Here is a 26,904-nt window from a genome sequence, read left to right as displayed (position 1 = left end):
ATGCCGCCCCGAACGTCCATCGGCGATTCAGCCGCCGGATCCCGGCAGCTTGCCGTACAGCACCTGGCCGCGGAAGCCGCGCCGCACTTCGCGATACAGCGCGCGGAATGCGGCGTAGTCCTGCGGCTGGCACAGCGCCTCCGGACCGCGCACCGCGTTCTGCTGCAGGCGATGATGCACGGTCACCTCCTGCCCTTGGCGACTCCAGTCCACCCGGTATTCGCCGGCCGCGTTGGCAAAGCGCTGGCTGGCCGGGACCGCGATGACCGGTGCGTTGGCCGGGAACTGCAGGCGATAGGTTTCCTCGCGCAGGCTGGCGTTGCAGTAGAAGGGGGTCTCGTTGGCCGGCGCCGACGCGGTGGCATACAGCCCGCGCACCGACTCACCACCCGGCGGGTCCGGCACGGCCATGCCGCCGGCCACGCTGAAATCGGCGTAGTCCTCGGCCTGGAACCCCATGCGATAACCGAACGGCCGGGTCAGGTCGACCGGCACGCCCTGGATCTGCAGCTGCCCTCGCCCATCGAAACCGGACGCGGCCATGATCTGCTCTTCAGCGCGCGCGCGGTTCTGCGCGTTGAGCTGGGAGAACTGGGCGCGCATGCCGATCTCGGCGTTCTCGCCCAGTTTCGGGATCGTCTCGCCGCGCAGGTTGCCGTTGGCGTCGAAGGTGAAACGCACTTCCATCGAGGTGGCGTTACGCTCCGGCGTGTTGGCCGGGGTGCGTGCCAGCGTGGCGTCGCGGGTACGCATCACCGGCGCACCCAGGTCACCTTCCGGCAACTGACCGAAGCGCGCCCAGGCGGTGGTCGAGTCCAGGTATAGATCGAATTCGGGAATGTAGGTGATGGCGTGGTTGAAGCGGCCCAGCACCGGAATCTTCGGCAGCGTCGGCCCGCCACCGGCACCGATCAGCACCGGCGAACTGGCGATACCCTTGGCCGCCAGCAGCGCCTCCAGGATCGTCACGTGGTCCTTGCAGTCGCCATAGTGGTTGTCGAGGATGCTCTGCGCACTGTTCGGCTCCAGGCCGCCATTGCCCAGATACACGGCCACGTAGCGGATGTTCTGCGCCACCCAGCGGTACAGCGCGTCGGCCTGCTCGCGGCTGTCGCTGATGCCAGCGGTGATCTCATCAGCCAGCGCCTGCAGCGCCGGGGTCACCTCGGCCGCCGGGCCGGCCTTCAGCTGGTAGGCGCGACCCATCTGCGACCAGTCACGATACGTGCTGGCCATGATGTTCGGGCCGAACTCCCAGCCCGCCGCCGACCAGTTCTGCGCCGGCATGGCTTCGCGACGCTGGTAGCGCCAGCGCCACTGCGCCTGGCCGTTCTTCACCGTCGGACGGTCGCTGCCCTGCACGCCACGGCTGTCGACGAACATCGGCAGGTTGGCCGGCGCGCTGAGGGTGACCTCGGCGTCCTCGTACTCGGTGAATACATTGAACGTCTCCCACAGGCCGAAGTAGCCCGGGAAGTACGGCGTGGCCTGGGTGCGGCGCACCTGGTAGTACAGGCGCGTGCCCGGGGCCAGGTTCGGGAACACGATCACCCGCACCTTGCGGTCGGCGTACATCGCCGCCGAGGCGCTGGAGTAGCTCTCCTGGGTGTAGATGCGGTCGGCCGGCACGTCGCGGCGCTGGCCATCGGCGGTGATGGTGTAGGCGCCAAGCACGTCCAGCGTTTCCATCTTCTCGCTGTAGCTCAGCCGCACCTGGCTGAACTGCTCGACGGAGGCCTTGGTCTTGAGCAGGACTTCGTAGGTTTCGGTCTGCACATTGCCTGCATCCGGCCGCACCTGGTAGTCGGCGCGGTAACGGACAATGCTGAAATTGTTGCTGGCTTCGGTATCGCCGCTGGTGGAAGGCGGCGCCGTGGCGGGCGCGGAGGTGGCGGTTTCTGCCAGTGCCGGGCCGGCAGCCATCAGGGCTGCCAGCGCCAGTGCCAGCGCGCTTGGTACGGGGTGAAGCATGCGTCGGTTCCTTGGACGTCGTGGGGGATACGTCGGGCCTTACTTCGGCGGCGGCGGTGCCAGCACCGTGCGGTCGCCGTTGTGCTCGGGCGGGCTGACCACGCCGGCCGCTTCCATGGCCTCGATCAGTCGCGCTGCACGGTTGTAGCCGATCTTCAGCCGGCGCTGCACGCCGGAGATCGAAGCACGGCGGGTCTCGGTGACCACCCGCAGTGCTTCGTCATACAGCGGGTCGGACTCGTCGCCGGCAGAACTGTTCTCGGGCAGGCCGGTGGCGCCGACGACCACGCCGTCGCCCATCGTCTGCACTTCGTCCAGCACGCCGTCGACATAGTCGGCCGGGCCCATCGCCTTGAGGTGTTCGACCACGCGGTGCACTTCCTCGTCGGAGACGAAGGCGCCGTGTACGCGCTCGGGCATGGCGGTGCCCGGCGGCAGGTACAGCATGTCGCCGTGGCCCAGCAGGGTTTCCGCGCCGGACTGGTCGAGGATGGTGCGCGAGTCGATCTTGGAACTGACCTGGAAGGCGATGCGGGTCGGGATGTTGGCCTTGATCAGGCCGGTGATCACGTCCACCGACGGGCGCTGCGTGGCCAGGATCAGGTGGATGCCGGCCGCACGCGCCTTCTGTGCCAGGCGCGCGATCAGCTCTTCCACCTTCTTGCCGACGATCATCATCATGTCGGCGAATTCGTCGATGAAGATGACGATGAACGGCAGCGTCTCCAGCGGGCGCGGCGCCTCGCCCAGTTCCGGGTTCGGCTTGAACAGCGGGTCCATCAACGGCTGGCCGGCGTCCTGCGCTTCCTTCACCTTCTTGTTGAAGCCGGCCAGGTTGCGCACGCCCACCGCGCTCATCAGCTTGTAGCGGCGCTCCATCTCGGCCACGCACCAGCGCAGGCCGTTGGCGGCCTCCTTCATGTCGGTGACCACCGGCGCCAGCAGGTGCGGGATGCCCTGGTAGACACTCAGTTCGAGCATCTTCGGGTCGATCATCAGCATCCGCAGGTCTTTCGGCGAGGCCTTGAACAGCAGGCTCAGCACCATGGCATTGACCGCCACCGACTTGCCCGAACCGGTGGTACCGGCCACCAGCAGGTGCGGCATGCGCGCCAGGTCGGCCACGGTGGAGCGGCCGGCGATGTCCTTGCCCAGCGCCAGGGTCAGCACGCTGGCCGACTTGTCGTATTCCTTCGAGCGCAGCAGCTCGGACAGGTAGATCATCTCGCGGGTGACGTTGGGGATTTCCAGGCCGATCACCGACTTGCCCGGAATCACGTCGACCACGCGCACCGACTTCACCGACAGGCCGCGCGCGATGTCCTTGTCCAGCGAACTGATCTGGCTGACCTTGATGCCCGGCGCGGGCTCGATCTCGAAGCGGGTGATGACCGGGCCCGGGTTGGCGCCGACCACCTGCGCATCAATGCGGAAATCCTTCAGCTTGAACTCGATCTGCCGCGACAGTGCGTCCAGGGTTTCCTTGTCGTAGCCCACCGGTTGCGGCTTGGGGTCGTCCAGCAGGGCCAGCGGCGGCAGGTCCGAGCCATCGCCGTTGACACCCCGGAACATCGGGATCTGCGTGTCGCGCTTGGCCCGGTCGCTCTTCTCGATCACCGGCTCCGGGCGCGGCTCGATCTTCACCGGCTCACGCTTGGCGCGCACTTCGGCGTCGGCCTTGCGCACTTCCTGGCGCTCCTCGCGCATCACCCGGGTCTGCTGCCATTCGGTGACTTCTTCCTTCTTGCGCGCCAGCAACGGCGCCAGCGACATCACCCCGCGGCCGATCTTCTCCATCACCGTGAACCAGGACAGCCCGGTGGCCAGCGTGATCGAGGCCAGCAGCAGCACCAGCACGAACAGGTTCGCGCCCAGCGCGCCGAAGCCCACCGTGAGCGAGTTGCCCACCAGCTTGCCGAGGATGCCGCCGGCACTGGAGACATCACCACTGAACAGGCGCACGTGCAGGAAGCCGGTACCGGCGATCAGGAAGCCGACCAGGCCGACCAGGCGCAGCGCCGGGTCCAGGTCGTTCTCGCCCTTGCTCTCGCGCTTGAGCCCGAACATGGCGATCCACGCCAGCGCGCCCAGTACCACCGGCAGCAGGAAGGCGATGTAGCCGAACAGCTGCAGCAGCACGTCGGCGATCCAGGCGCCGGCGCGGCCGCCGAGGTTGTGCACCGGCGCGACCACGCTGCCGGTATGCGACCAGCCCGGGTCGGTCGCTGAATACGTGAACAGACTGGCCGCCAGATACAGCAGCGCCGGCGCGATGGCGATCAGGCCAAGGTCGCGCCAGAGGCGTTGGCGGCGTGGATTGTCGGTCGTCGCCGCCGCGGCCGTGCGACGTGACGCCTTGCTGTCGTCGGACTTGGAGCGTTCGGGGACCTGCTTCGCCACCTTAGACCATACCTTTGGAATGCGCTGTTAGTGATTGATAATAAATGAGACGGCGTCAGTTTTCAGTTATGCGACATCCGGCAGGCCAATCAGGGGGCCGAAACCACTGCTGGATGACGGCGTTCCGTTCATCGGCTTGAATCGCCCTGCCCCAGCCGCCACTCTATGACCAGCCACGGATGCTGCGCAAACATCGCCAGCGCCTTGTCCCATCTACCTTTTCGCGAGTCTACATGAGCACCAGCCTGCCCTCCCGCCACCAGCGTCTCGTCATCCTCGGTTCCGGCCCGGCCGGCTGGACCGCCGCCGTCTACGCCGCCCGCGCCAACCTGAAGCCGGTCGTCATCACCGGCCTGCAGCAGGGCGGCCAGCTGATGACCACCACCGAGGTGGACAACTGGCCGGGTGACGCCCATGGCCTGATGGGCCCGGACCTGATGGCACGCATGCAGGCCCACGCCGAGCGCTTCGAGACCGAGGTGATCTTCGACCACATCCACACCGCTGACGTGTCGCAGCGCCCGTTCAAGCTGATCGGCGACAGCCACGAGTACACCTGCGATGCGCTGATCATCGCCACCGGCGCCACCGCCAAGTACCTGGGCATTCCGACGGAAGAGGCCTTCAAGGGCCGCGGCGTCTCTGCCTGCGCCACCTGTGACGGCTTCTTCTACCGTGACCAGGACGTGGTCGTGGTCGGCGGCGGCAACACCGCCGTGGAAGAGGCGCTGTACCTGTCCAACATCGCCCGCAAGGTCTACCTGGTCCACCGCCGCGACACCCTGAAGGCGGAAAAGATCATGCAGGACAAGCTGTTCAAGAAGGTGGCCGAAGGCAAGATCGAAACCGTCTGGCACCACCAGGTGGAGGAAGTGCTGGGCAACGACGCCGGCGTGACCGGTGTGCGCGTGAAGTCCACCCTGGACGGCAGCACCCGCGACATCGACGCCCACGGCTTCTTCGTGGCCATCGGCCACCACCCGAACACCACCCTGTTCGATGGCCAGCTGGCAATGAACAACGGCTACCTGGAAATCCGCTCCGGCCTCGGCGGCAACGCCACCCAGACCTCGGTGGAAGGCGTGTTCGCCGCAGGCGACGTGGCTGACCAGCACTATCGCCAGGCGATCACCTCGGCCGGCTTCGGCTGCATGGCCGCACTGGACGCCGAGCGCTTCCTGGATGCCGAGGGCAAGGCCAGCTGAGGAATTGAGCCGGGCAGGGGAATGGATTTCTATTTCGCCCCCCCCTGCCCATGAGCCAAGACGAATCTAGCTCATAGCAGCGGCAATTCTGTGCATATGCCAAACGCTAGGCAGGAACTTTACCTGTTTCAAAGTAAGGAATTGAATACATGGACTATCCCGGCGAAAAGTTCGTAATCAGGCTCTGGGAGACGATTGCCGAAAAGGGGATAGGCAGCTTATTCAAGCCTTGGCAGACCCGACGAGAGGGCATGACCTCAATTGAAGTCAAGCGTGCAGAGCTGCTGGCGCTTGCTCAAGCAGAGGTGGAAGCAGAGAAGATCCGACGCGGAGATGCCACCTATTCCGTGGATCAGCAACGACTTATCTCACACGACATATCCAAAGGACTTGACACCTCCGCCCTGCACAAAGAGGCAGCCCAACCCCTCTCGCTGATGGAACGAGCGGAACACGCGGCCACCGCTGAATTCATAAGGCGGGAAGTCAACGTGGCAAGATCTCTTCTCTTTGCTGAAGATGTCCTCGCGAATCACACCGGAGTACCGCCTGAGACAAAGCCTTCTACCGAATGGCTATTGAGATGGAAAGAAAGTGCAGGCCACGCCATAGACGAACAGGCCCAAGATCTGTGGGGAAGAATCTTGGCTGGCGAGATTGAAGATCCCGGGAAATTCTCGATGAGAACGATGGACTTCCTTAGAAGTCTGAGCAAAGAGGAAGCTGAACTCATTTCCACAGCTGCTCGTTACATGTTCCAGGGAAGAATGTTTCGACCAGAAACATGGGACTTTCACACATCCAAGGGACTGCCTTTCGCCACACTTATGGAGCTCCAGGACCTTGGGATCATCTCTGCCGTCGACTCTCTTGGCCTAACAGTTACTTACGCAAGCCACGATGACTCACCGCTAGTCCAGATTCTTCCATTCAACCAGCACCTCCTAGTCGCCACCGCAATGGAGCCAGGAAGAACTCTCACTCTCGCACATCTCCCTTTCACAAAGCTGGGCCGTTGCATCGCGAGTCTTTCCTTGCATGAGGATGACTTGCAATACATCAGCCTTATACGAGATGAAATCGCAACCCAAGGCTTCAAGGTTACAGCTCATCGAATTATCGCTCATAAAGAAAATTCTACGGTCGAGTACGAGAAGGAGCCAACTGATCTGCCCCCACCCTCAGTACTTAGCTAAAAATCGTCGTCGTGCTCGCTTCTATGTACGGGCCGAGACACTTGGCTTGCGCGAAACTGAGCAATGATCAATCGATGCCCTCGCCCAGCTTCCTCGACTCCCTGAAGTCCATTGCCGCCACCGACTGGGATGCCCTGCACGATGGGCAGAACCCCTTCGTCAGCCACGCCTTCCTCTCAGGCCTTGAACAGCACGGTTGCCTGCGCGAGGACTGGGGCTGGCAGCCCCGGCACTTCACGCTATGGGAAGGCGACCGCCTGATGGGCGCCATTCCGGGCTACCTGAAGACCAACTCGCACGGCGAGTTCGTGTTCGACCATGCCTGGGCCAACGCCTATGCCCGTCATGGCCGCGACTACTATCCGAAGTGGCTGGGCGCGGTGCCGTACTCGCCGGTCACCGGGCCGCGGCTGTTGGCCCGTCACGATTCAGGCCGCGCCGCGCTGCTGTTGGCGTTGCGCGAGGCACTGCCCGCGCTGGACGTATCGTCGGCCCACATCAACTTTCACAGCGCTGGCGACGAGGCATTGTTCGGCGACGACTGGCTGCTGCGCGAAAACGTGCAGTTCCAGTGGCATAACCCGGGTGACTGGTCGACATTCGACCAGTTCCTCGGTGCGATGAACCACAAGCACCGCAAGAACATCCGCCAGGAACGGGCCAAGGTCACCCGCCAGGGCATCACCTTCCGCGTGGTGCACGGCGATGATGCGAGCCGCGCCGATCTGCAGGCGATGTACCGCTTCTATCTGCAGACGTTCCTCGAGTACGGCAACGCCCCGGCGTTGACCGAGGCCTTCCTGCGCCATCTGGCCATTTCATTGGGCCGCGGGCTGGTGCTGTTCCTGGCCGAAAAGGACGGCGAGCCGATTGCCGGCGCCCTATGCCTGCGCGGTGGAGACACGCTGTATGGGCGCTACTGGGGTGGCGCCACCCTGCCCGGCCTGCATTTCGAGGCCTGCTACTACCAGGGCATCGAGTACTGCCTGCACGAAGGGCTGACCCGTTTCGAGCCCGGCGCGCAGGGCGAGCACAAGCTGGCGCGGGGCTTCCTGCCGACGCTGGTGCGCAGCCGGCACTGGGTGGCTGATGCGGACTTTGCAGAAGCACTGCAGGACTGGTGCCGGCAGGAGCGACGCGATGTGCGGCGCTACCAGCAGGAGCTGCAGGGGCATGGGCCGTTCCGCGCAGAGCCGTAGTGCCGAGCTGGCTCGACTGGCGCGGTGCCGAAAAGCGTGCCAACCAAGGTTGGCACCTACCAGGACAATGGCGAGGGCGCTGCGCTCAGGTGCACTGCCAGAAATGCCCACTCACCCGGCACTTCGCGCACCAGAACGTATAGAGCATGCCGCCACTGCCCCACAGCAGCGCGCCCCCACCGGTGGTCGGCAGCGTCGAATCGAGCTGCATCACGAAGGGCATCTCTTCGCCGCAATCGATGCACGCCGGGTACCAGGCACTCTGCACCCAGCTTGGCGCACCGCCCACGCGCGACAGGTTCTGCCGATGGTTGGACTGCCCCCAGTCCTGCTGCCGCCAGCGCGCGCTGCCCAAGACGGCCAGGCCCACTTCGGCAAGCATCAGGTCACCACTGTCGGTGGGCGTGGCCGGCACTGCGCGGTACTGGCTCGGGTGGCAGGCGGGCAGACCGGTGGCATCGTGGCGATAGAAACGCACGGGCGGCTCCTCCCAGCCACAGCAATCCAGGCATAGCCCCAGCGTGATCTCGCCCGTTGCGCCCGGCTGCAGCGCGGCGGCATCGGCCTCCAGCAAGCGCTGCAGCGGCGCATGGCAGCTGCCACATTGCGCATCCAGTGGTCCCCCCATGTGCCCAGCATGATGCACCTGCCCCCCATTCCAGGTCGGGTGCAGCCGCCAGATGCGCTTGCGCCAGCTCGGCTCGTCGGCCTGCTGCGCACGATGCTGCTCGCGGCCGAAGCGGATGTGCAGCGGCCGCTCCCCATGCAGGCGTCGCGGCTGCGGCCCGTCGGCGACCCCGGCCCAGTGCGCCCAGACCTCGGCGTCCAGCCGCCCCCAGTCGACCGTGTAGCCGCGGGCAACGGCGTAGGTCTCAGGCTGGGCGGCAAGCAGCAACGCCCTGGCTCGCGCCATTTCGCGATCATCATCGGCTTCAGCCAGGATCTGCGCCCAGTGCGCGGCAATGGCAGGGGGCAAGCCCCGCCATACCTGTGAGGCCAGCTGCAGCTCATCTTCAATGGCCACCGCCAGCAACGCCTCCCAGTCATCCTGCAGCACCTGCGGCGCCTGGTAGCTGGCGAACTCCATCACGCTGGCCAGCAGTTCACCGCGCTCGCCGTCGCGATAGCGGCGCCAGGCCTCGGCACAGACCGGCTCGACAGCTTCATCGGGCAGCAGGTCCAACGCCATGTCGAGAAAGGCCGAAGCCGGTGAGCAACGCGCCAGCGCAACCCGGATCAGGTCGCCGAGCTGATCCGGCGCTTCGCCGGCCAGCGACAGCAGCATGTTCTGGCTGTCGTTGCGGGTGCGCGGGGTGTCGTGCACATCGAGGATGGCAGTGATCGACTCACTCATGCGGGGCTCCTTGCCGATGGAGACTGATGGTGCCAGACATCGCCGATCACCACGACGAATACAATGCCGGCATGACCCGTCAGCTGCCCTGGCGCCTGGCCGATACGCCGGACGCCCCCTTTCCTCCGGCCGAGACCGCGCTGCGCCAGCCTGATGGCCTGCTCGCCGTTGGTGGCGACCTGCACCCCGTACGCCTGCTCAATGCCTACGCTGGCGGCATCTTCCCGTGGTTCAGCGAGCGCGAGCCGATCCTGTGGTGGTCGCCGGACCCACGCATGGTGTTCCGCACCGGTGGCGTGCATCTGTCCAGCCGCTTCCGCCGCCAGTTGCGCAGCAGCACGTGGGAGGTCACCGCCGACACCGCCTTCAGCCGCGTGATGCGTGCCTGTGCGGCGGCACCGCGGCCCGGCCAGGACGGCACCTGGATCAGCCCGGCGATGGTCGAGGCGTACAGCCAGCTGCACGACCTGGGCTTCGCCCATTCGTTCGAGGTCTGGGACCGGCAGACCCTGGTCGGAGGCATCTACGGGGTGGCAATCGGGTCGATGTTCTTTGGCGAGAGCATGTTCAGTGGCGCCAGCGGTGGCTCCAAGATCGCCCTGGCCGCCCTGGCCTCCACCCTGCGTGGCTGGGGCTGGGAACTGATCGATGCCCAGGTGGAGAATCCGCACCTGCTGCGGATGGGTGCCGAGCACCTCCCGCGCGCGGAATTCCTGCAGCACGTGCGCCGGGCTGTGCGCGTTGACGGCCGGGAGGGCCCCTGGACCCGGGCGGTCGGACGCTTGCCAGCACGGCGTTTGGCCGGGGGTTAACACAAACTTTGCAAGCTGGCGCCGTCACGCGTAAAATACTGCGCCTTAGGCCCAGCGTGGCCGTTTTCTGAACCGCACAGGACTACATGTCGAAAGACGATTCCATCGAGTTCGAGGGCACCGTCAGCGAGACGCTGCCGAACACCACTTTCCGCGTTCGTCTGGAAAATGGGCACGAAATCATCGCCCACATCTCCGGCCGCATGCGCAAGAACTACATCCGCATCCTCACCGGTGACCGGGTCAAGGTTGAAATGACCCCGTACGACCTGACCAAGGGTCGTATCACCTACCGCATGAAGTAAGCGGTCGGCGCCTGGCGCCACTTCGACAAGGCCAGCCCTGGTTGCTGGCCTTTTGTCATGCCCGGAATCCGGCCCTGCCGGAGGTCACCATGACCGAGCTCACCGTGGCGTCGGTCAGCCCTGCTTGCGGCAGATCCGCGCTTGCAGCAGCCGCGGCATCGTGGGATCCGATCCAGTCCGGATCGCCACCCCCGCCCGATCATGAATGCCCTGTTCCCGCACGTCCTGCTGCCGGCAGTTCTGCTGGTCAGCCTCCCCCCGGCGGCATTCGCCGCTGAACCCAGCAAGCCCTCCAATGCGTCCGAGTGCATCGCTCTCGGCAGCAATCGCGATATCCGCCCCTCCAGCACGGAGCGCGAGGTGCTGCTGCGCGACGGAGACAACCACTATCGGGTGCATCTGCAGAAACGCTGCCTGGGCGCTGCCGCCTCGGCCAGCTACGTCTTCTTCACGCCCCGCATCCCTGAACGGATCTGCGGGGATGCCCGCAGTACGCTGAAGACCGACAGCAACCACTGCACCGTGACCCGGATCGAGCCGATCGATGCGGCGACCTTCAGGCGACTGGGGCGTTGAGTTGCAGCACATGCAACAAGGGCAGCCGAAGCCGCCCTTGTCCCTGCCCGCATCTGGCACCGGCCCGGTACGAAGTTACTCCACCGTCACCGGCAACAGGCGCTCCGGCTCGGCCTGGGTCTCGACCACCAGCTCGTCGTCGCGCACGTCGATGCTGACCTTGCCGCCGTTGACCAGCTTGCCGAACAGCAGCTCGTCGGCCAGCGGGCGCTTGACCTTGTCCTGGATGACGCGGGCCATGGGCCGGGCACCCATCAGCGGGTCGAAACCGTGGTGGGCCAGCCAATCGCGCGCGGTCGGGGTTGCCGACAGGCTCACGTGCTTCTCCTGCAGGCGCATCTCCAGCTCGATCAGGAACTTGTCCACCACGCGCAGGATGTGCTCGAAGCCCAGCGCCTGGAACTGCACCACCGCGTCAAGACGGTTGCGGAATTCCGGGGTGAAGCTGCGGCGGATGGTCTCCATCGCGTCGGTGGCATGGTCCTGCTTGGTGAAGCCGATCGAACGCCGCGAGGCCTGCGCCGCACCGGCGTTGGTGGTCATCACCAGCACCACGTTCTTGAAGTTCGCTTCGCGACCGTTGGTATCGGTCAGCACGCCGCGGTCCATCACCTGCAACAGGATGTTGAAGATGTCCGGATGCGCCTTCTCGATCTCATCCAGCAGCAGCACGCAATGCGGCGTCTTGACGATCTTCTCGGTCAGCAGGCCGCCCTGGTCGAAGCCGACGTAGCCCGGAGGCGCGCCGATCAGGCGGCTGATCGAATGCGGCTCCATGTACTCGGACATGTCGAAGCGGACCAGCTCGATGCCCAGCTGCAGCGCCAGCTGCTTGGTCACTTCGGTCTTGCCGACACCGGTCGGACCGGCGAACAGGAAGTTGCCGATCGGCTTTTCCGGGTTGCCCAGGCCCGAACGGGCCAGCTTGATCGCCGAGGACAGCGTCTCGATGGCCGGGTCCTGGCCGAAGATCACCATCTTCAGGTTGCGCTCCAGGTGCTGCAGCACATCCTTGTCGGTGGCGCTGACCTGCTTGGCCGGGATGCGCGCCATCTTGGCCACGATCGCCTCGACCTCCTCGACGTCGATCAGCTCCTTGCGCTGCCCCTCGGGCAGCAGGCGCTGGCGGGCACCGGCCTCGTCGATCACGTCGATGGCCTTGTCCGGCAGCAGGCGGTCGCCGATGTGCTTCACCGACAGGTCCACTGCGGCCTGCAGGGCCTCGTCGGAGTAGGTCACGCCGTGATGCAGCTCGTACTTGGACTTCAGGCCCTGCAGGATCTCGTAGGTCTCGCCCACGGTCGGCTCGACGATGTCGATCTTCTGGAAGCGGCGGGCCAGTGCACGGTCCTTCTCGAAGATGCCGCGGTATTCCTGGAAGGTGGTCGAGCCGATGCAGCGCAGCTCGCCGGAGGCCAGCGCCGGCTTGATCAGGTTGGACGCATCCATGGTGCCACCCGACGCCGAACCGGCGCCGATGATGGTGTGGATCTCGTCGATGAACAGCACCGCGTTGGGCACCTTCTTCAGCGCGGTCAGCACGCTCTTCAGGCGCTTCTCGAAGTCGCCGCGGTACTTGGTGCCAGCCACCAGTGCGCCCAGGTCGAGCGAGTAGATCACCGCGTCGGCCAGCACGTCGGGCACCGAGCCCTCGATGATGCGACGGGCCAGGCCCTCGGCGATGGCCGTCTTGCCCACGCCAGCCTCACCCACGTACAGCGGGTTGTTCTTGCGGCGGCGGCACAGGACCTGGATGGTCCGCTCGATCTCGTCGGCACGGCCGACCAGCGGGTCGATGCGACCTGCCCGGGCCTGGTCGTTGAGGTTGCTAGCGAATTCGGTCAGGGCATCCCCCTTGGGCTCGCCCTCCCCGCCTTCCATGCGGCTCTCGCCTTCCGAGGACGAAGACGGCTGCTCGCCCTCCTCGCCCAGCTTGGCGATGCCATGGGACAGGTAATTGACCACATCCAGCCGGGTCACATCCTGCTGGTTGAGGTAATAGACGGCGTGGGAGTCCTTTTCGCCGAAGATGGCCACCAGCACATTGGCGCCGGTGACCTCCTTCTTGCCCGAGGACTGCACGTGGTACACGGCCCGCTGCAGCACGCGCTGGAAGCCCAGGGTCGGCTGGGTATCGCGGCCATCATCCTCGGCCAGGCGGGACACGGAGGCCTCGATGGCCTGCTCCAGCTCCTGGCGGAGGCGTTCGGCGTCGGCACCACAGGCCTTCAGTACAGCCTGGGCAGACGGGTTGTCGAGCAGTGCCAGCAGCAGGTGTTCGACCGTCATGAACTCATGCCGGGCCTCACGGGCGCGCTTGTAGCACTGGCCGATGGTGTGTTCGAGGTCTTTGCTGAACATGGATTACTCCGGCGGCAGATGGGGACAATATGCGGCCTGACTACGCGTTTTCCATCACCCTAGCGGATTGCTGCGTTCAGATGGCGTTAGCAGTACACATCGCTTGATCTTGATTCACTCCAGGACAGCCCGCCCAGCATGAGCGAACCCTACCTGAGCCGCTGGCGATTGCGGCGTGATGGCGCGACCATCGAAACGCCCCATGCCCGGCTCTGGCCGGTGCTGACCGCCGCCGGCGAGCCGGCCATGCTGAAGATCAGCAGCGAAACCGAAGAGCAGAACAGCCATCGCCTGCTGCGCTGGTGGCAGGGCGATGGCGCCGCCCGCCTGCTGGCCCACGAGGGGCCGGCGATCCTGATCGAGCGTGCCGGTGGCGACTCGCTGCGGCAACGTTCGATCCAGGGCGACGATGACGCCTGCACCACGATCCTGTGCCAGGTCCTGCAGCGGCTGCACCGGCCACGGAGCGCGCCGCCAGCGGAACTGGTCTGCCTGCGTACATGGTTCGCCGACCTGCTGCAGCCAAGGGCCGCGCTGCCGCCACTGCTGGAACAGTGCAGATCACTGGCGGAGGGACTGCTGCATGACGAGCGGGAGATCCGGCCGCTGCACGGCGACCTGCACCACGACAACGTGCTGGATTTCGGCGCGCGCGGCTGGCTGGCGATCGACCCGAAGCGGCTGCTGGGCGACCGGGCCTTCGACTACACCACACTGTTCAGCAACCCGGACCTGTGCGGCCCCGGCATCCATGTCGCGACGCGGCCGGAACGGTTTGCGGCTCGTCTTGAACAGGTCACCGCACTGGCCGAACTGGAACGCACGCGCCTGCTGCGCTGGATCGCGGCCAGCATGGGATTGTCGGCGGTGTGGTTCCGGGATGACGGCGACCCGGCCGAGGTCGACGAGGCGGTGGCGCGGATGGCGCTGCAGGCGCTAGCGGAGGGGTGATCTCGACCTGTAGAGCCGAGCCCATGCTCGGCTGTTCTTCCTGGAATGCGGAACATCTGAACGAAAAGCAGCCGAGCGCAGGCTCGGCTCTACAGGCCTCTGCTTTGGTAGCTGCCCACCTTGGTGGGCACACTCATCCGGGGACGATGCGCCCGGATGAAAATCGACAGCCGGTCAGGCCTTTTCCATCGTGCACAGCAGCGGGTGCTGGTTCATCCGCGAGTACTCGTTGACCTGCGCAACCTTGGTCTCGGCCACTTCGCGGGTGAACACCCCGCACACGCCACGGCCGCGGGTATGGACGTGCAGCATCACCTGCGTGGCCTTGTCCAGGTCCATGCTGAAGAACTGCTGCAGGACGTCCACCACGAAATCCATCGGGGTGTAGTCGTCGTTGAGCAGCATCACCTGGTAGAACGGCGGCGGCGCCACTTCCGGGCGCGCGGCCTCTACGGCGACGCCGTGCTCGTGCTGGGAATCGGGGGAAGACTCATGGGGCATCGGGCCATTATAGAGGCTCGGGCGAGCCTGCGTCGGCCCGCCGCAGATTGGACGGCACGCACGCCCGCCGTCACAATTGCACCCTCTCCCAGCAATGTTTCACAGGATCTTCATGAAAAGGACCTTTCTCTCCACCCTGCTGATCGCCCTGGCTGCATCCGGCTCCGCCGCTGCAGCAGACGCCGACAAGGCCGTGGCCCGCCACCTGGACAAGCTGGGCTACACCTACGAAGTCGACGAGGACGGCGACTACCGCATGGTCTTCGACGTCGAGGGTGACCGCACCCAGATGGTCTATGTGCGTTCGTCGGTGGAGGATTTCGGCACCCACAACATCCGCGAGATCTGGTCGCCCGCGTACAGCGCCAAGACCAAGCAGTTCCCGGTGGCCGTGGCCAACCGCCTGCTGGAAGATTCGCAGGATGCCAAGATGGGCGGCTGGGTAAAGCAGGACACCACCGCCATGTTCGTGGTCAAGATCGACGCCGATGCCACTGCCGACCAGCTCAGCGACGCCATCGATGCGGCCATCCGCACCGCCGACGCCATGGAACTGGAACTGACCAAGAAGGACGAGTTCTGAGTTGAACGCCACGCCGGACCCGCGCTGGGCACCGCACGCTACCGTCGCCACCGTGGTGGTCGAGGGCGGCCGCGTGCTGCTGGTCGAAGAGACCATTGACGGCCGGCAGGTGCTGAACCAGCCAGCCGGCCACCTCGAGCCCGGCGAAAGCCTGGCCGAGGCAGCCCTGCGCGAGACCCGCGAGGAAACCGGCTGGACGGTGCAGCTGACCCATTTCATCGGCTGCTACCAGTGGACAGCCGGCGACGGCACGAGCTTCCTGCGCTTCTGCTACGCGGCGCACCCGCTCTCGCATGACCCGGCGCAGCCGTTGGACACCGGCATTGATCGCGCGCTGTGGCTGACCCCGGCCGAGCTGCAGGCCGCCGGCCAACGCCAGCGCAGCCCGCTGGTCTGGCAGGTGGTGGCTGATTACCTGGGTGGCCAGCGCCACCCGCTTTCGCTGGTCCGGGAGGTCGCATGAGCACTCCGCGCGTGATGGTGGGCGTCTCTGGTGGTGTCGACTCTTCGGTCGCCGCCTGGCGCCTGGTGCAGCAGGGTGAGGCCGTGGCCGGCCTGTTCATGCAGAACTGGGCCGACGATGGCAGCGGCGACTGCCGCGCCGAGGACGACCGCCGCGATGCCGTGGCGGTGTGCGGCCTGCTCGGCATTCCCTTCCACTTCCGCGATTTTTCCAGCGAGTACTGGCAGGGCGTGTTCGAACACTTCCTGGCCGAGTACGCCGCCGGCCGCACGCCGAACCCGGACGTGCTGTGCAACCGCGAAGTGAAGTTCAAGCACTTCCTGGATGCCGCCCGCGAGCTGGGCGCCGAGCGCATCGCCACCGGCCATTACGCGCGAGTGGCCCAGCGCGGCCACCAGTGGCTGCTGCTGCGCGGCGCAGACCGCTCCAAGGACCAGAGCTACTTCCTGCACCAGCTGGGCCAGGAACAGCTGTCGGCGACCCTGTTCCCGATCGGCGACCTGGAAAAGACCGACCTGCGGCGGATCGCGCGTGACGTCAGCCTGCCGACCCACGCCAAGAAGGACTCCACCGGCATCTGCTTCATCGGCGAGCGTGACTTCCGCGAGTTCCTCGGCCGCTACCTGCCGGCCAAGCCCGGCCAGATCCTCGACCCGGCCGACGGCAGCGTCATCGCCGAACATCCGGGCGTGTTCTATTTCACCCTCGGCCAGCGCGAGGGCCTGAACATCGGCGGCGTGCGCGGCCGCCCGGCCGCACCGTGGTACGTGGTCGGCAAGGATGTGGCCAGCAACGTGCTGTATGTGGACCAGGACCGCGACAGCAAGTGGATGCTGTCCGACCGGCTGCGCTCGGAAACCGCGCACTGGATCGCCGGCTCGCCGCCGGCGCGGCGCTTCGAGTGCACCGCCCAGACCCGCTATCGCCAGCCCGACGAGCCGTGTACGGTCGAGGTGCTGGACGATGGCAGCGTGCTGGTCACCTTCGCGCGCCCGCAGCGCGCCGTTACCCCCGGTCAATCACTGGTGCTGTATGACGGTGAGGTGTGCCTGGGTGGCGCGGTGATCGCCGCCACCGATGCGCCGCTGGAGCAGCGCCTGCGCACCACCCCTTCCCCTTTTGAGGTAATCGCTGCATGAGTTTCACTGTCGACGACCGCGTCCTGGCCCTGGCCGGCATTGCCCAGGCCCTGCAGCAGGTACGCCGCATCGCCGATACCGGCCATTCCGACGCCGCCGCCGTGCGCACCGCCGTGGACAGCGTGTTCCGTGTCGATGCATCCTCGCCGCAGGAGGTGTTCGGTGACCGCCATGCACTGAAGGCCGGCCTGCGCCTGCTGCACAACTACTTCCGCAGCCAGGGCCAGGACCCGGTCCTGCCCAAGCTGGCCCTGTCGGTGCTGCAGCTGGAGCGCCGCTTCGTGCAGGACGGGGCGACCGTGAACAAGGTCGCCTCGGGCATCGAACGCGCCCAGCGCCAGGCCACCGAGCTGGGCGACAGCGGCCATCCGGACGTGCTGGCCAACCTGGGGGGCCTGTACGCGGACACCATCAGCCACCTCAAGCCGCGGGTGATGGTGCAGGGCAACCCGCACTACCTGGGCCAGGCCGGCGTGGTGGCCGAGATCCGGGCGCTGCTGCTGGCCGCGGTACGTTCGGCGGTGCTGTGGCGCCAGCTGGGCGGCAGCTACTGGGACTTCCTGTTCAGCCGCAAGGCGATGATCGAGGCTGTGGACCGGCAGCTGGCGTGAGGGCGTGGGGTCAGAGCCCTTTTCCATGGAAAAGGGATCCGACCCCGTCGCTGCCTGCCCAAGGGGTCGGATCCCTTTCCGGCACGKAAAGGGCTCTGACCCCGAAGCCGCCAAGGCGCCGGAAAACCGGCGCATTCAGAATGCACTTCGAGGCACATCGACGTTAAAGAGAAAGGGGGTACGGCCGATACATCCTCCGTGCACCTCCCGAGAACGTCCATGTACTCACGCATTTTCATCCGTCTGGCCGCCCCCCTGGCTCTGACCCTGCTGCTCCCCTTCGCCATCGGTTTCGAATGGCCGGCCGCCCTGCGCTGGGCGATCCTGACCACGATGACGCTGAGCTGGCTCGGCTTTGCGTGGTGGACCACCCGCGCCCAGGCGCACCGTTCCCCGGAACACGCCCGTGTCCTGCGTGAGCAGGACCAGCTGCTGACCGAACTGCGCAACTTCGTCGGCAACGAGATCGACGGTTCGCGCGGTGAAGTGGAACGCGCCCGCGACCTGATCCGCCAGGCCGTCTCCAGCCTCGGCGGCAGCTTCGATGCCATGAACCGCAAGTCGCGCCAGCAGAGCCAGGCCCTGTCGCGCATCGTCGACCGCGCCGGTGATGAAGGCAATGCCGGCCTCGACGTTGCCCGTTTCGCCCAGCACGCCAGCCACCGCATGGAACAGCTGGTGGAAGCTCTGGAACAGGTGAGCGGCCAGAGCAGCACCACCGTGCAGCACATCGACCAGATGGCGCAGCACCTGGATGGCATCTTCGCCCTGCTGGAAGACGTCAAGTCGATCGCCGACCAGACCAACCTGCTGGCCCTGAACGCCGCCATCGAAGCCGCGCGTGCCGGTGAAGCCGGTCGTGGCTTTGCGGTGGTCGCCGACGAGGTCCGCAACCTGTCCGAGCGCTCGACCACCTTCAACGAGCAGATCCGCAAGCTGGCGCACAGCTCCAAGGACGCCATCGCCAAGGTGCGCGAGACGGTCTCGCACATGGCCTCGCGCGACATGGACCGCTCCCGCGAAGCACGCCAGGAAGCGGCGGCCATGCTCGACAACGTGGCGCAGATCAATGCCTCGCTTGGCGACGGCATGCGCGAAGTGTCCGACTGCGCACGTTCGATCGATGGCAGCGTGGCCGAAGCCGTGCGCGCCCTGCAGTTCGAAGACATCGCCACCCAGGCGCTGGGTGGCGTGCATACCCACCTGGACCGCCTGACTGCGATCAACCGCGAAGCGGTGGCGCTGCAGGAACTGCTGCACCGCAATGGCGGCGTGTTCGACGAAGAGATCGCCACCGCCCTGCAGCGCACCGGCAGCCGCCTGCGCGAGCTGCGCAGCGAGTGGGAACGTCCGCCGCACAAGCCGGTTGCCCAGCAGAGCATGGGCGCCGGCACCGTCGAGCTGTTCTGATCCTGATGTCCGCTGCCCTCGCCGGCAGCCCGCAAGGCCCCGGTCATCCCGGGGCCTTTGCCTGTACCCTGCCGTTGGATGCATCCTGTACGCGCACCATGACCCTGATCCGCGCCCTGCCCTCCCTCACCGACACCGAGCGCCCGCGCAACGCGAGCGTGCGTGAGCAGCTGCAACAGCTGGAAGAGGTCGCGCGCGAGGAGATCCGCGAACTGCAGCAGCTTGCGGATGCGCGCCCTGCCCCGTCACGGGCTGACGAGGAGCTGCTGGGACTGGCGTGGGATCTGGGGCTGGATGGCGAAGCCTTGAGGTAGATCCACGCCATGCGTGGATGGTGTGGCAGCGCGGGTACCCGGATATCATCCACGCATGGCGTGGATCTGGCTGATGGGCTGAATCGCTGTGGCATGATGCCCCGGACCCGTCCATGGAAGACCGATGGCCATCGCCCTGATCGCAGTGATGCTGTTGGAGCTCCTGCTGCTGCTGTTCTGGGTGCCGTTCTTCTTCCGCACCGGCATCGTCCTGTTCAACCAGCGCATCGCCGCTTCCCCCGCTGAACTGGACCAGCTGTCACTGATCGGGCTGGAATACGACCTTCCTACCAACAAGTGGCTGAGCTTCATGTTCCGTGTGTTGCCCGACCGCAGCGTGGCGTTCCGTGAGAGCTTCGCGCCAGGCTTTGGTGGCCGCTACTTTCCGCTCATGCACGGGCAGCTGTTGGTCGACAAGCGACGCCGCGAAGTGCGTGTGATCGGCCGATGCAGCTGGTTTGCGCTGATCCTGACCGTGGTGCTGCTGCCGATAATCCTGGTACGCCCAGTTGCGTGGCCGATGCTGGGCCTTTTGCTGGTGTTCTACATGGGCTATCGCATCCAGCTGCGACGCTACGCCGAGATTGTCGAAGCAGTGCGCGCGCGGGTGCGCTCCGAGTTCCCGCGGCGGTTCGTTGACCCAATGCGGTAGATCCACGCCATGCGTGGATGGTCGCGCGCGCAGACATTCGTGCCGACCAACGGTCGGCACCTACCAGGGCTGGGTTTCAGCGCACCAGCACCACTTCTCCACTGGCATCGGTGCGCAGCGAAACCGGCTGTGGCTGGCGCAGCCACTGCGCCAGGTCGCGCGGGCTGAGCGGGCGCGAGTACAGGTAGCCCTGGATCTCGTCGCAGCCCTGGCGGCGCAGCATGTCCTCTTCCTGGTGCGTTTCCACGCCCTCGGCCACCACCTTCATGCCCAGCGCGTGGCCCAGGTGCACGATGGCCTGGGTCACCTCGGCCGTGCCCGAGTCATGCAGCATGCCCTGCACGAAACTGCGGTCGATCTTCAGGCGGCCCACCGGGAAGCGGTTGAGGTAGTTGAGGTTGGAGAAGCCTGTACCGAAATCGTCCACCGCCAGCGGCACGCCATGCCGTTCCAGCACGTCGAAGCAGTGGCGCAGGATGTCGGTGTCACGAATCAACGCCGACTCGGTCAGTTCCAGTTCCAGCCGCTGTGGTGGCCAGCCATGGGCGTGGCAGATTTCGATCACACGCTCGGCAAAGCCGCGGTCACGCAGCTGTACCGCAGAGACATTCACCGCGATTCGGTCGAAGCGCAGGCCGGCGCGGTCCCAGGCTGTGGCCTGGCGGCAGGCCTCATTCAGTACCCAGTCGCCGATCCGCACGATCTCGCCGCACTTTTCGGCGATGGGGATGAACTCGGCCGGGCTGCAGTAGCCGATGCCAGGCCGGTGCCAGCGCAACAGCGCCTCGATCGCCGGCGGCTCGCCATGATGGGCATGCAGCAGCGGCTGGTAGGCCAGGCTGAACTCTTCGCGCTCGATCGCCCCATGCAGGGCGTGCTCCAGCTCCAGCTTGCGCTGGATGCGGGCCAGCGCGTCCTGGCTGTAGTACTGGTAGGTATTGCGGCCAGCTTCCTTGGCCGCGTACATCGCCGCATCGGCGGCACGCAGCAGGGAGTCGAAGTCGGTCTGCGCGTCACCCAGCATTGCGATGCCGACGCTGGCGCCCACCTTCAAGGTGGTTTCGCCCCGGCGCAGCGGCTCGGCCAACGACGCGATCAGCTTGCGCGCCACATGGCCCGCATCCTCCGGTTCGGCCAGGTCGCGCAGCACCACGATGAATTCATCGCCGCTGAAGCGGCCGAACAGATCGTTGTTGCGCAGGTTCTGGTGCAGCCGGGTGGCGGCCGCCTTCAGCAGGGCGTCGCCGGTGGCGTGGCCGAAACTGTCGTTGATGGTCTTGAAGCCATCCAGATCGATGAACAGCATCGCCAGCGAGGTGCCGCGGTCGCGCGCCTCTTCGATGGCTTCGGCGGTCTGTTCGCCGAGCAGCACGCGATTGGGCAGGCCGGTCAGCAGGTCGTAGTGGGCCAGCAGTTCGATGCGCTCGTTGGCCTCGCGCTCGCGGGTGATGTCACGGAACAGCACCACGAAGCGCGGCGGCAGCCCATCACGACGGTCCAGTTCGATCAGCACCTGCACCCAGACGCGCAGGCCGGACTGGCGGTAGAAGCACAGGTCCAGCTGCTCGGGCAGCCCGCCATCGGCGATGCGCCCCAATGCCGCTTCGAAGGCGTTGCGTGAATCCTCGGTATACAGCGCCAGCGCCTGGTCGAGGGTGATCGGCTCCTTGCGCAGTCCATGGATGCGGTAGCACTCCTCGGTCCACTGCATGTGCCGGGTCTGCACCTCGATTTCGCAGCCGCCGATGCGGCCCAGCGCGGAGACGCGGTTGAGCAGCTCGGTACGCCAGCGGATCAGCGCATCGGTCTGGTGCTGCTCGGTGATGTTCTGCACCTGGCCAAGCAGCCGCTTGGGCTGACCGTCCATGTCCAGCAGCGGCTGCATCCACAGCCGCAGGTGCTGCGACGGTTCGTTGCCCCGGGTCAGCTCCAGTTCGAGGTTGGCGGCACGGCCATCGCGCCACAACCGTCGCCAGGCTGCACGCAGTGCGCCACGTGAACGTGGGTGCAGCTGCTTCAGCCAGCGGCGCTGGCCGGGCACGGCGCCCTGCTCCAGCGCCAGCAGCGAACGCAGCTCCGGCGACCACCAGAAGTGACCGCTGTTGGGGTCGAACGACCAGCTGCCCATGCTGGCGATGCGCTGGGCCTCGCTCAGGTGCAGCTGCTGTTCCTGAAGCAGCCCTTCCAGCTGCTTCTGCTGTTCGATATCGGTATGCGTGCCGACCATGCGCAGCGGCTGGCCGTCGGCGGTGCGCGCGACCACGCGGCCCCGGTCCAGCACCCAGCGCCACTGGCCATCGGCCTGGCGGAAACGGAACTGTGCGCTGTACTGCTCGCTCAGTCCACGCAGATGCTCGTCCAGTGCGAGCCGTACCTGGGCGATGTCCTCGCCGTGCACGCGCGCCAGTATCTCGGTGGCGGTTTCATCGCCCAGTGCCGGGGTGCGCACCACCCGATCGCTGGGAATGTCCCAGTCCCACAGGCTGTGGCCGGCACTGTCCAGCGCCAGCTCCCAGCGCCCACCGCCGCCGAGCGGCACCGGTTCGGGAATGCTCAACGTGAAGGCCAGCAGGTTGCCGGCGCCATCATGCACGGCGCGCAGGTGGCCGTCGTAGTGTCCGTGCGGGCCACCCGGCAGTGTGCAGGCCACGATGCCGCCATCGGCCGCCATCAGGCGCAGATCCTCCAGCATCGGCGCGTAGGCGGCCACGGTGGCCGGCAGGCCGTGCTCGCGCGCAGCCGGATTGGCCGCCAGCGGGCGGCCCGTGCGGTCGACGATGACCAGCGCCGACGCAAGCGGGTGCTGCAGCAGGCTGGCGATGATCCCTTGGTCCACGCGATCTTGCTCCGGATGACACGCCCGTCAGCGGGGCACGCAGTGGTTAACGGCGCCTGCGGCGGATAATTGAGTGGTCAGGGCATCCCTGCGCGGTAAGATGGCCAGCGCCCCTTTCATCCAGCCCGTCCATGCCTGCAGAACCGACCGGCACCGCCCCAGTTCCCGACCCGCGGATGGCGCAGGCGCTGAGCCGCGACCGGCGACGGGTGGTGCTGAGCTACCTGGTGATGGCGTTGGCCTGGATGATCGCCTCCGACAGTGCCGTGCAGGCGCTGGTGCCGGATCCGCAGCAGGCGGCGATGTGGCAGAGCGTGAAGGGCTCGTTCTTCGCACTGGCCAGTGCCGGCCTGTTGTACCTGCTGCTGCGGCCGCTGGCCGAGCACGTGCTGCACACCCATGCGCGCCAGCAGGCGTCGGAGCTGCGCCTGCGGCAGATGTTCGAGGGCAACCCCGGCCCGATCCTGGTCTACGACCTGGACACGCTGGCGATCCTCGACGCGAATCCGGCCGCCTGTACTGCCTTCGGCTGGGACCGCGACGAACTGCTGGAACAGACCATCGACTCGCTGTGGCCACCCGGCCAGGACCAGGCACTGCAGACCAAGCTGGAGGCGATCCGTGAAGCACCCGAGGAGCTGTGCATCCTGCGCACCCAGCTGCAGCTGCGCGACGGCTCGCGGCGGCAGATGGAACTGCGCTCCAACGCCATCAGCTATGACGGCCACAATGCCCGCTTGCTGATTGCCATCGACCGCACCGCGGAAGACCTGGCCCAGTTGCGCCGCGATCAGGCGCTGGCGCGGGTCGAGGAAGCCCACGAACTGGCGCGCATCGGCGCCTGGGAACTGGATCCATCCACCGGCATGGGCCGCTATTCCAACCAGGTCTACCGCCTGCTTGGCCGCCGACCTCCGGAAGCCCGCCGCTGGCACCGCTTCGATGAGCTGCTGGTGCCCGCCGACCCGGCCACCGCCACCCAGACCGAACAGCTGCTGGCCGACCTCTGCTCGGGTGATCCGGTGCAGGTGGACGTACTGCTGCCGCTGCTGTCGATGGATGGCCGCGCCCTGATGGTGCACCTGCGTGCCGCCAGTGGCGTCGATGAGTCCGGCCGCAGCCGCGTGCTGGGTACCCTGCAGGACGTGACCGAGCGCGAACAGTCGCGGCGCCTGCTGCGCGAGCGCGAGGAGCAGTTCCGCGAGCTGGTGCGGGTGCTGCCCGATGGCGTGGTGATCCTCTCGGAGGAGCACGTGCTGTACACCAACGCCTGGGCCGCCAGCCTGTTCGGCTATGGCAGCCATACCCTGCTGGGCGAGCCGCTGTCGGCGCTGGTCGCGGCCGGTGACCTGGCCCGCGTACGCGGCCAGCTGCGCGCCGGGCAGCCCCACCTGGGCCCCGGCCACAGCAGCGTGGTGGCCATGCAGCGCGCAGACGGCCGCAGCTTCCATGCTGGCCTGGCGGTGGGCGAGGTGCGCTACGGCGGCCGCGACTGCAAGCTGCTGATCGTGCGCGACCTGAGCGATTCCGAACGGACACGCAGTGCGCTGGAAACCAGCAACCGCGAACTGCAGGCGATGGCCGGCCGGCTGTTCTCGCTGCAGGAGGACGAGCGCCGCGCGATCTCGCGCGACCTGCATGACGACATCGGCCAGGCGATCACTGCGATCAAGTTGTCCGCCCATGCGGCGCAGGACGAACACGATCCGCAGCGCCGCGGCGAGGATCTGGCACAGATCGTCAGCCTGGCCGACACCACGGTGGCCAAGCTGCGCGACATCTCCACCCTGCTGCGCCCGCCGCAGCTGGACGCGCTGGGCCTGGAAGCGGCCCTCAGCTGGCAGGCACGGGTGCTGTTCCGTTCGTCGCCGGTCGAACTGCTGGCCGAGATCGAGCCCCTGCCGCACCGCCCCGACAACAGCATCGAACAGGCCTGCTTCCGCATCGCACAGGAGAGCCTGACCAATGTGCTGCGGCACGCGCGCGCCAGCCAGGTACAACTGCAGCTGCGCGACGTCGGCCAGCGCGGCCTGCACCTGCAGATCCGCGACGACGGCGAAGGTTTCGACCCGGACGGCCCGCGCGGCCTGGGCCTGATCGTGATGCGCGAGCGTGCGCAGAGTGTCGGCGGCCATGTGCGGATCGAGTCCGCACACGGCGAAGGCACCCTGATCGACGTCCACCTCCCCTACCAGGCGGCCAGCATGGCCGCCGTTGAGTCACCGGAATACTGAGCCTATGTGGAATCCCAACCAGCCCCCGGTCAGCATCGACGATGCACCCGACCGCCTCGGCGCCGGCAACCCCGAGCTGCAGGCGATGGTCGCCGAGGCGGCCTCGGGCGGCACCGCGCTGATGCTCATGCACGTGGACATCGACCACTTCGCTTCGGTCAACGAAAACATGAGCGCCGAGGTAGGTGACCAGGCGCTGGTGCTGGTGGCGCAGCGGTTGCAGTCCTACCTGCGCGGTCGCGGCAAACTGTGGCGGCATGGCAGCGACGAATTCCTGATCGCGGTGCCGCGCACCGCCGACGTGCCGCTGCCGGAGGACTTCGCCGAGGAGATCCGCCAGCAGATGGAGTTGCCCCTGTCGGTGCTGCCGTACACGCTGTTCATGACCGGCAAGCTGGGCGTGAGCCTGTGCCCGGACCACGCCAGCAGCACCTCGCGCCTGCTCGACCACGCCGAGGATGCGCTGTACCAGGCTGCCCGCGAAGGCGGCAATGCGGTGCGCATCCACGCAGTGGATACCCCGCCGAGAGCGCACAGCGAGAGCATCATCGCCCGCCAGATCGTCGATGCCATTCCCAACGGTGAACTGAAGCTTCGCTACCAGCCGCTGGTCAGTGCCCGCGACGGCCACGTGGTGGGCATGGAGGCGCTGCTGCGCTGGCAGTCCCCCACGCTGGGCATGCTGGTGCCGGAGCGCTTCATGCGCACCGCCGAACGGCTGGGCATCATCGTGCAGATCGGCACCTGGGTGCTGGAAGGCGCGCTGAAGCAGGCCCGCCTGTGGCGCGACCAGGGCTTCGACGACTTCACCATTGCCGTGAACGTGTCGACCCTGCAGCTGCTGCGGCCGAATTTCTTCGCTGAAGTCATGGGCCTGATCCAGGCCGCGGGCGTGCCGGCACAGATGTTGACGCTGGAGATCAACGAAAGCGCGCTCACCAACAATGTCAACTTCGTGCACGAGACGCTGGCCAACCTGCGCAACGAAGGCATCAGCCTCAGCCTGGACAACTTCGGCACCGGCGATTCCAGCCTCAGTGCACTGGTCCGTTACCCGGTGGACAAGCTGAAGATCGACCGCAGCTTCATCAAGAGTGCACCTGCCGGCAACCGCGAGGCGGCCATCGCCCGCGCGATCATCGCCATGGGCCACCAGCTGGGCATGACCGTGATTGCCAACGGCGTGGAATCCCAGGCCCAGCTGGGCTTCCTGCGCCGCAACGACTGCGACGTGTTCCAGGGCTACCTGTTCGGCGAACCGATGTCGGCCGATGCCGCCGGCATGACCCTGCGCCGCCGCTACCTGCGCCCGGAAGCCTTCGCCGAAACGCGCCCGGACCGGACACTGCTGCTGCTGGATGACGAGGAGAACGTGCTGCGCTCGCTGGTGCGCCTGTTCCGCCGCGACGGCTACCGCATCCTGGCGGCCGGCAACGTGCGCGATGCGTTCGACCTGCTGGCGATCAACGACGTGCAGGTGATCCTGTCCGACCAGCGCATGAGCGACATGAGCGGCACCGAGTTCCTGGGCCGGGTGAAGATGCTTTACCCCGATACGATCCGCCTGGTGCTGTCCGGGTACACCGATCTGAACACGGTGACCGACGCGATCAACCGTGGTGCGATCTACCGCTTCCTGACCAAGCCCTGGAACGACGATGAGCTGCGCAAGCACATCCACCAGGCGTTCCGYACCTACGAGGAACAGCGGCGCAGCAATGCCGGGCCGGCGMCGGTGGAACCAGCCGATGGTGGAGAGGATCGTCCACCGTTGCGGTAACGRTCCCCTCTGGTAGAGCCGGCCGCTGGCCGGCTGCTCTGAATGTCGGGT

At 66.5% G+C, this 26,904-nt stretch carries 22 protein-coding genes; 16 read left to right on the top strand and 6 right to left on the bottom strand.

Going from position 1 to position 26,904, the window contains the following annotated elements; all coding sequences use genetic code 11:
* Nucleotides 1-27 precede the first annotated feature (27 nt).
* Both D7T59_RS00120 and D7T59_RS00115 read right to left on the bottom strand, forming a co-directional pair.
* Nucleotides 28-1,971, bottom strand: a complete 1,944-nt coding sequence (locus D7T59_RS00120) for a DUF3857 domain-containing protein (RefSeq protein WP_180853130.1) — start codon at nt 1,969-1,971, stop codon at nt 28-30.
* Nucleotides 1,972-2,010: 39 nt separating this feature from the next.
* A complete protein-coding gene (locus D7T59_RS00115; RefSeq protein ID WP_032127351.1) occupies nt 2,011-4,371 on the bottom strand; it encodes a DNA translocase FtsK in 2,361 nt (786 codons plus the stop codon).
* Nucleotides 4,372-4,604: 233 nt separating this feature from the next.
* On the opposite strand from D7T59_RS00115, the gene trxB reads away from it, so the two are divergent.
* The 3 genes from trxB (at nt 4,605) to D7T59_RS00100 (ending at nt 7,971) form a co-directional block, all read left to right on the top strand.
* Nucleotides 4,605-5,576 carry a thioredoxin-disulfide reductase gene (trxB, locus tag D7T59_RS00110; protein ID WP_107230492.1) on the top strand — a complete coding sequence of 324 codons (972 nt, stop codon included), beginning with the start codon at nt 4,605-4,607 and terminating at the stop codon, nt 5,574-5,576.
* Between the two features lie 149 nt (nt 5,577-5,725).
* Entirely contained in the window at nt 5,726-6,772 is a 1,047-nt protein-coding gene (locus tag D7T59_RS00105) for a DUF2806 domain-containing protein (RefSeq protein WP_180853129.1), read from the top strand.
* Between the two features lie 74 nt (nt 6,773-6,846).
* Nucleotides 6,847-7,971: a GNAT family N-acetyltransferase gene (locus D7T59_RS00100; protein WP_180853128.1), complete on the top strand. Its 1,125-nt coding sequence runs from the start codon at nt 6,847-6,849 to the stop codon at nt 7,969-7,971.
* A gap of 85 nt (nt 7,972-8,056) precedes the next feature.
* Here the strand turns inward: D7T59_RS00100 and D7T59_RS00095 are convergent, their stop codons facing one another.
* The gene (locus D7T59_RS00095; protein ID WP_180853127.1) at nt 8,057-9,325 is read right to left on the bottom strand and encodes a hypothetical protein; all 1,269 of its coding nucleotides are present in this window, start codon (nt 9,323-9,325) and stop codon (nt 8,057-8,059) included.
* A gap of 71 nt (nt 9,326-9,396) precedes the next feature.
* On the opposite strand from D7T59_RS00095, the gene aat reads away from it, so the two are divergent.
* From aat to D7T59_RS00080, 3 genes are all read left to right on the top strand, one after another.
* The gene (gene aat / locus D7T59_RS00090) at nt 9,397-10,137 is read left to right on the top strand and encodes a leucyl/phenylalanyl-tRNA--protein transferase (protein ID WP_180853137.1); all 741 of its coding nucleotides are present in this window, start codon (nt 9,397-9,399) and stop codon (nt 10,135-10,137) included.
* A gap of 86 nt (nt 10,138-10,223) precedes the next feature.
* Nucleotides 10,224-10,442, top strand: a complete 219-nt coding sequence (infA, locus tag D7T59_RS00085; RefSeq protein WP_005409596.1) for a translation initiation factor IF-1 — start codon at nt 10,224-10,226, stop codon at nt 10,440-10,442.
* 201 nt (nt 10,443-10,643) lie between these two features.
* Nucleotides 10,644-11,018 (top strand): hypothetical protein, encoded by a 375-nt coding sequence (locus D7T59_RS00080; protein ID WP_180853126.1) that lies wholly within the window; start codon nt 10,644-10,646, stop codon nt 11,016-11,018.
* Between the two features lie 75 nt (nt 11,019-11,093).
* Here D7T59_RS00080 and clpA read toward each other — a convergent pair whose 3' ends face one another.
* Entirely contained in the window at nt 11,094-13,379 is a 2,286-nt protein-coding gene (gene clpA, locus D7T59_RS00075; protein ID WP_049432227.1) for an ATP-dependent Clp protease ATP-binding subunit ClpA, read from the bottom strand.
* A gap of 138 nt (nt 13,380-13,517) precedes the next feature.
* On the opposite strand from clpA, the gene D7T59_RS00070 reads away from it, so the two are divergent.
* On the top strand, nt 13,518-14,330 hold the full coding sequence (locus tag D7T59_RS00070; RefSeq protein WP_180853125.1) for an APH(6) family putative aminoglycoside O-phosphotransferase: 813 nt from the start codon (nt 13,518-13,520) through the stop codon (nt 14,328-14,330).
* Between the two features lie 174 nt (nt 14,331-14,504).
* Here the strand turns inward: D7T59_RS00070 and clpS are convergent, their stop codons facing one another.
* Nucleotides 14,505-14,831 carry an ATP-dependent Clp protease adapter ClpS gene (clpS, locus tag D7T59_RS00065; RefSeq protein ID WP_005409592.1) on the bottom strand — a complete coding sequence of 109 codons (327 nt, stop codon included), beginning with the start codon at nt 14,829-14,831 and terminating at the stop codon, nt 14,505-14,507.
* A gap of 112 nt (nt 14,832-14,943) precedes the next feature.
* On the opposite strand from clpS, the gene D7T59_RS00060 reads away from it, so the two are divergent.
* The 7 genes from D7T59_RS00060 (at nt 14,944) to D7T59_RS00030 (ending at nt 20,003) form a co-directional block, all read left to right on the top strand.
* On the top strand, nt 14,944-15,414 hold the full coding sequence (locus D7T59_RS00060; RefSeq protein WP_164136611.1) for a hypothetical protein: 471 nt from the start codon (nt 14,944-14,946) through the stop codon (nt 15,412-15,414).
* Nucleotide 15,415: 1 nt separating this feature from the next.
* Nucleotides 15,416-15,877, top strand: a complete 462-nt coding sequence (locus tag D7T59_RS00055) for an NUDIX hydrolase (protein ID WP_180853124.1) — start codon at nt 15,416-15,418, stop codon at nt 15,875-15,877.
* Nucleotides 15,874-17,016 (top strand): tRNA 2-thiouridine(34) synthase MnmA, encoded by a 1,143-nt coding sequence (gene mnmA, locus D7T59_RS00050; RefSeq protein ID WP_180853123.1) that lies wholly within the window; start codon nt 15,874-15,876, stop codon nt 17,014-17,016. The genes D7T59_RS00055 and mnmA overlap by 4 nt, the downstream gene beginning before the upstream one ends.
* Nucleotides 17,013-17,627 (top strand): high frequency lysogenization protein HflD, encoded by a 615-nt coding sequence (gene hflD / locus D7T59_RS00045; RefSeq protein WP_180853122.1) that lies wholly within the window; start codon nt 17,013-17,015, stop codon nt 17,625-17,627. The genes mnmA and hflD overlap by 4 nt, the downstream gene beginning before the upstream one ends.
* A 219-nt stretch (nt 17,628-17,846) precedes the next feature.
* Nucleotides 17,847-19,037, top strand: coding sequence for a methyl-accepting chemotaxis protein (locus D7T59_RS00040; RefSeq protein ID WP_032127364.1), 1,191 nt, complete (start codon nt 17,847-17,849; stop codon nt 19,035-19,037).
* Nucleotides 19,038-19,135: 98 nt separating this feature from the next.
* Entirely contained in the window at nt 19,136-19,351 is a 216-nt protein-coding gene (locus tag D7T59_RS00035) for a hypothetical protein (protein WP_049427834.1), read from the top strand.
* A gap of 124 nt (nt 19,352-19,475) precedes the next feature.
* Nucleotides 19,476-20,003: a hypothetical protein gene (locus tag D7T59_RS00030; RefSeq protein ID WP_180853121.1), complete on the top strand. Its 528-nt coding sequence runs from the start codon at nt 19,476-19,478 to the stop codon at nt 20,001-20,003.
* Between the two features lie 76 nt (nt 20,004-20,079).
* On the opposite strand, the gene D7T59_RS00025 is transcribed toward D7T59_RS00030, so the two are convergent.
* On the bottom strand, nt 20,080-22,839 hold the full coding sequence (locus D7T59_RS00025) for an EAL domain-containing protein (RefSeq protein WP_180853120.1): 2,760 nt from the start codon (nt 22,837-22,839) through the stop codon (nt 20,080-20,082).
* Nucleotides 22,840-22,970: 131 nt separating this feature from the next.
* Between D7T59_RS00025 and D7T59_RS00020 the strand changes: the two genes are divergently transcribed.
* Nucleotides 22,971-25,073: a sensor histidine kinase gene (locus D7T59_RS00020; RefSeq protein ID WP_164136604.1), complete on the top strand. Its 2,103-nt coding sequence runs from the start codon at nt 22,971-22,973 to the stop codon at nt 25,071-25,073.
* Nucleotides 25,074-25,077: 4 nt separating this feature from the next.
* Nucleotides 25,078-26,853 carry an EAL domain-containing protein gene (locus D7T59_RS00015; RefSeq protein ID WP_180882678.1) on the top strand — a complete coding sequence of 592 codons (1,776 nt, stop codon included), beginning with the start codon at nt 25,078-25,080 and terminating at the stop codon, nt 26,851-26,853.
* Nucleotides 26,854-26,904 lie beyond the last annotated feature (51 nt).

The organism is Stenotrophomonas maltophilia, from assembly GCF_013464915.1.
In the GTDB taxonomy this organism is placed as follows: domain Bacteria; phylum Pseudomonadota; class Gammaproteobacteria; order Xanthomonadales; family Xanthomonadaceae; genus Stenotrophomonas; species Stenotrophomonas maltophilia_AT.
This window is presented reverse-complemented; position numbering and strand designations above follow the sequence as displayed.

What these genes read in the sequence shown, in the direction of transcription:
- infA (WP_005409596.1), top strand. Translation starts at nt 10,224, where the DNA reads ATGTCGAAAGACGATTCCATCGAGTTCGAGGGCACCGTCAGCGAGACG.
- D7T59_RS00030 (WP_180853121.1), top strand. Translation starts at nt 19,476, where the DNA reads ATGGCCATCGCCCTGATCGCAGTGATGCTGTTGGAGCTCCTGCTGCTG.
- D7T59_RS00095 (WP_180853127.1), bottom strand. Translation starts at nt 9,325, where the DNA reads ATGAGTGAGTCGATCACTGCCATCCTCGATGTGCACGACACCCCGCGC.
- D7T59_RS00100 (WP_180853128.1), top strand. Translation starts at nt 6,847, where the DNA reads ATGCCCTCGCCCAGCTTCCTCGACTCCCTGAAGTCCATTGCCGCCACC.
- D7T59_RS00040 (WP_032127364.1), top strand. Translation starts at nt 17,847, where the DNA reads ATGTACTCACGCATTTTCATCCGTCTGGCCGCCCCCCTGGCTCTGACC.
- D7T59_RS00080 (WP_180853126.1), top strand. Translation starts at nt 10,644, where the DNA reads ATGAATGCCCTGTTCCCGCACGTCCTGCTGCCGGCAGTTCTGCTGGTC.
- D7T59_RS00105 (WP_180853129.1), top strand. Translation starts at nt 5,726, where the DNA reads ATGGACTATCCCGGCGAAAAGTTCGTAATCAGGCTCTGGGAGACGATT.
- D7T59_RS00120 (WP_180853130.1), bottom strand. Translation starts at nt 1,971, where the DNA reads ATGCTTCACCCCGTACCAAGCGCGCTGGCACTGGCGCTGGCAGCCCTG.
- aat (WP_180853137.1), top strand. Translation starts at nt 9,397, where the DNA reads ATGACCCGTCAGCTGCCCTGGCGCCTGGCCGATACGCCGGACGCCCCC.
- D7T59_RS00060 (WP_164136611.1), top strand. Translation starts at nt 14,944, where the DNA reads ATGAAAAGGACCTTTCTCTCCACCCTGCTGATCGCCCTGGCTGCATCC.
- clpA (WP_049432227.1), bottom strand. Translation starts at nt 13,379, where the DNA reads ATGTTCAGCAAAGACCTCGAACACACCATCGGCCAGTGCTACAAGCGC.
- hflD (WP_180853122.1), top strand. Translation starts at nt 17,013, where the DNA reads ATGAGTTTCACTGTCGACGACCGCGTCCTGGCCCTGGCCGGCATTGCC.
- D7T59_RS00020 (WP_164136604.1), top strand. Translation starts at nt 22,971, where the DNA reads ATGCCTGCAGAACCGACCGGCACCGCCCCAGTTCCCGACCCGCGGATG.
- trxB (WP_107230492.1), top strand. Translation starts at nt 4,605, where the DNA reads ATGAGCACCAGCCTGCCCTCCCGCCACCAGCGTCTCGTCATCCTCGGT.
- D7T59_RS00035 (WP_049427834.1), top strand. Translation starts at nt 19,136, where the DNA reads ATGACCCTGATCCGCGCCCTGCCCTCCCTCACCGACACCGAGCGCCCG.
- D7T59_RS00070 (WP_180853125.1), top strand. Translation starts at nt 13,518, where the DNA reads ATGAGCGAACCCTACCTGAGCCGCTGGCGATTGCGGCGTGATGGCGCG.
- mnmA (WP_180853123.1), top strand. Translation starts at nt 15,874, where the DNA reads ATGAGCACTCCGCGCGTGATGGTGGGCGTCTCTGGTGGTGTCGACTCT.
- clpS (WP_005409592.1), bottom strand. Translation starts at nt 14,831, where the DNA reads ATGCCCCATGAGTCTTCCCCCGATTCCCAGCACGAGCACGGCGTCGCC.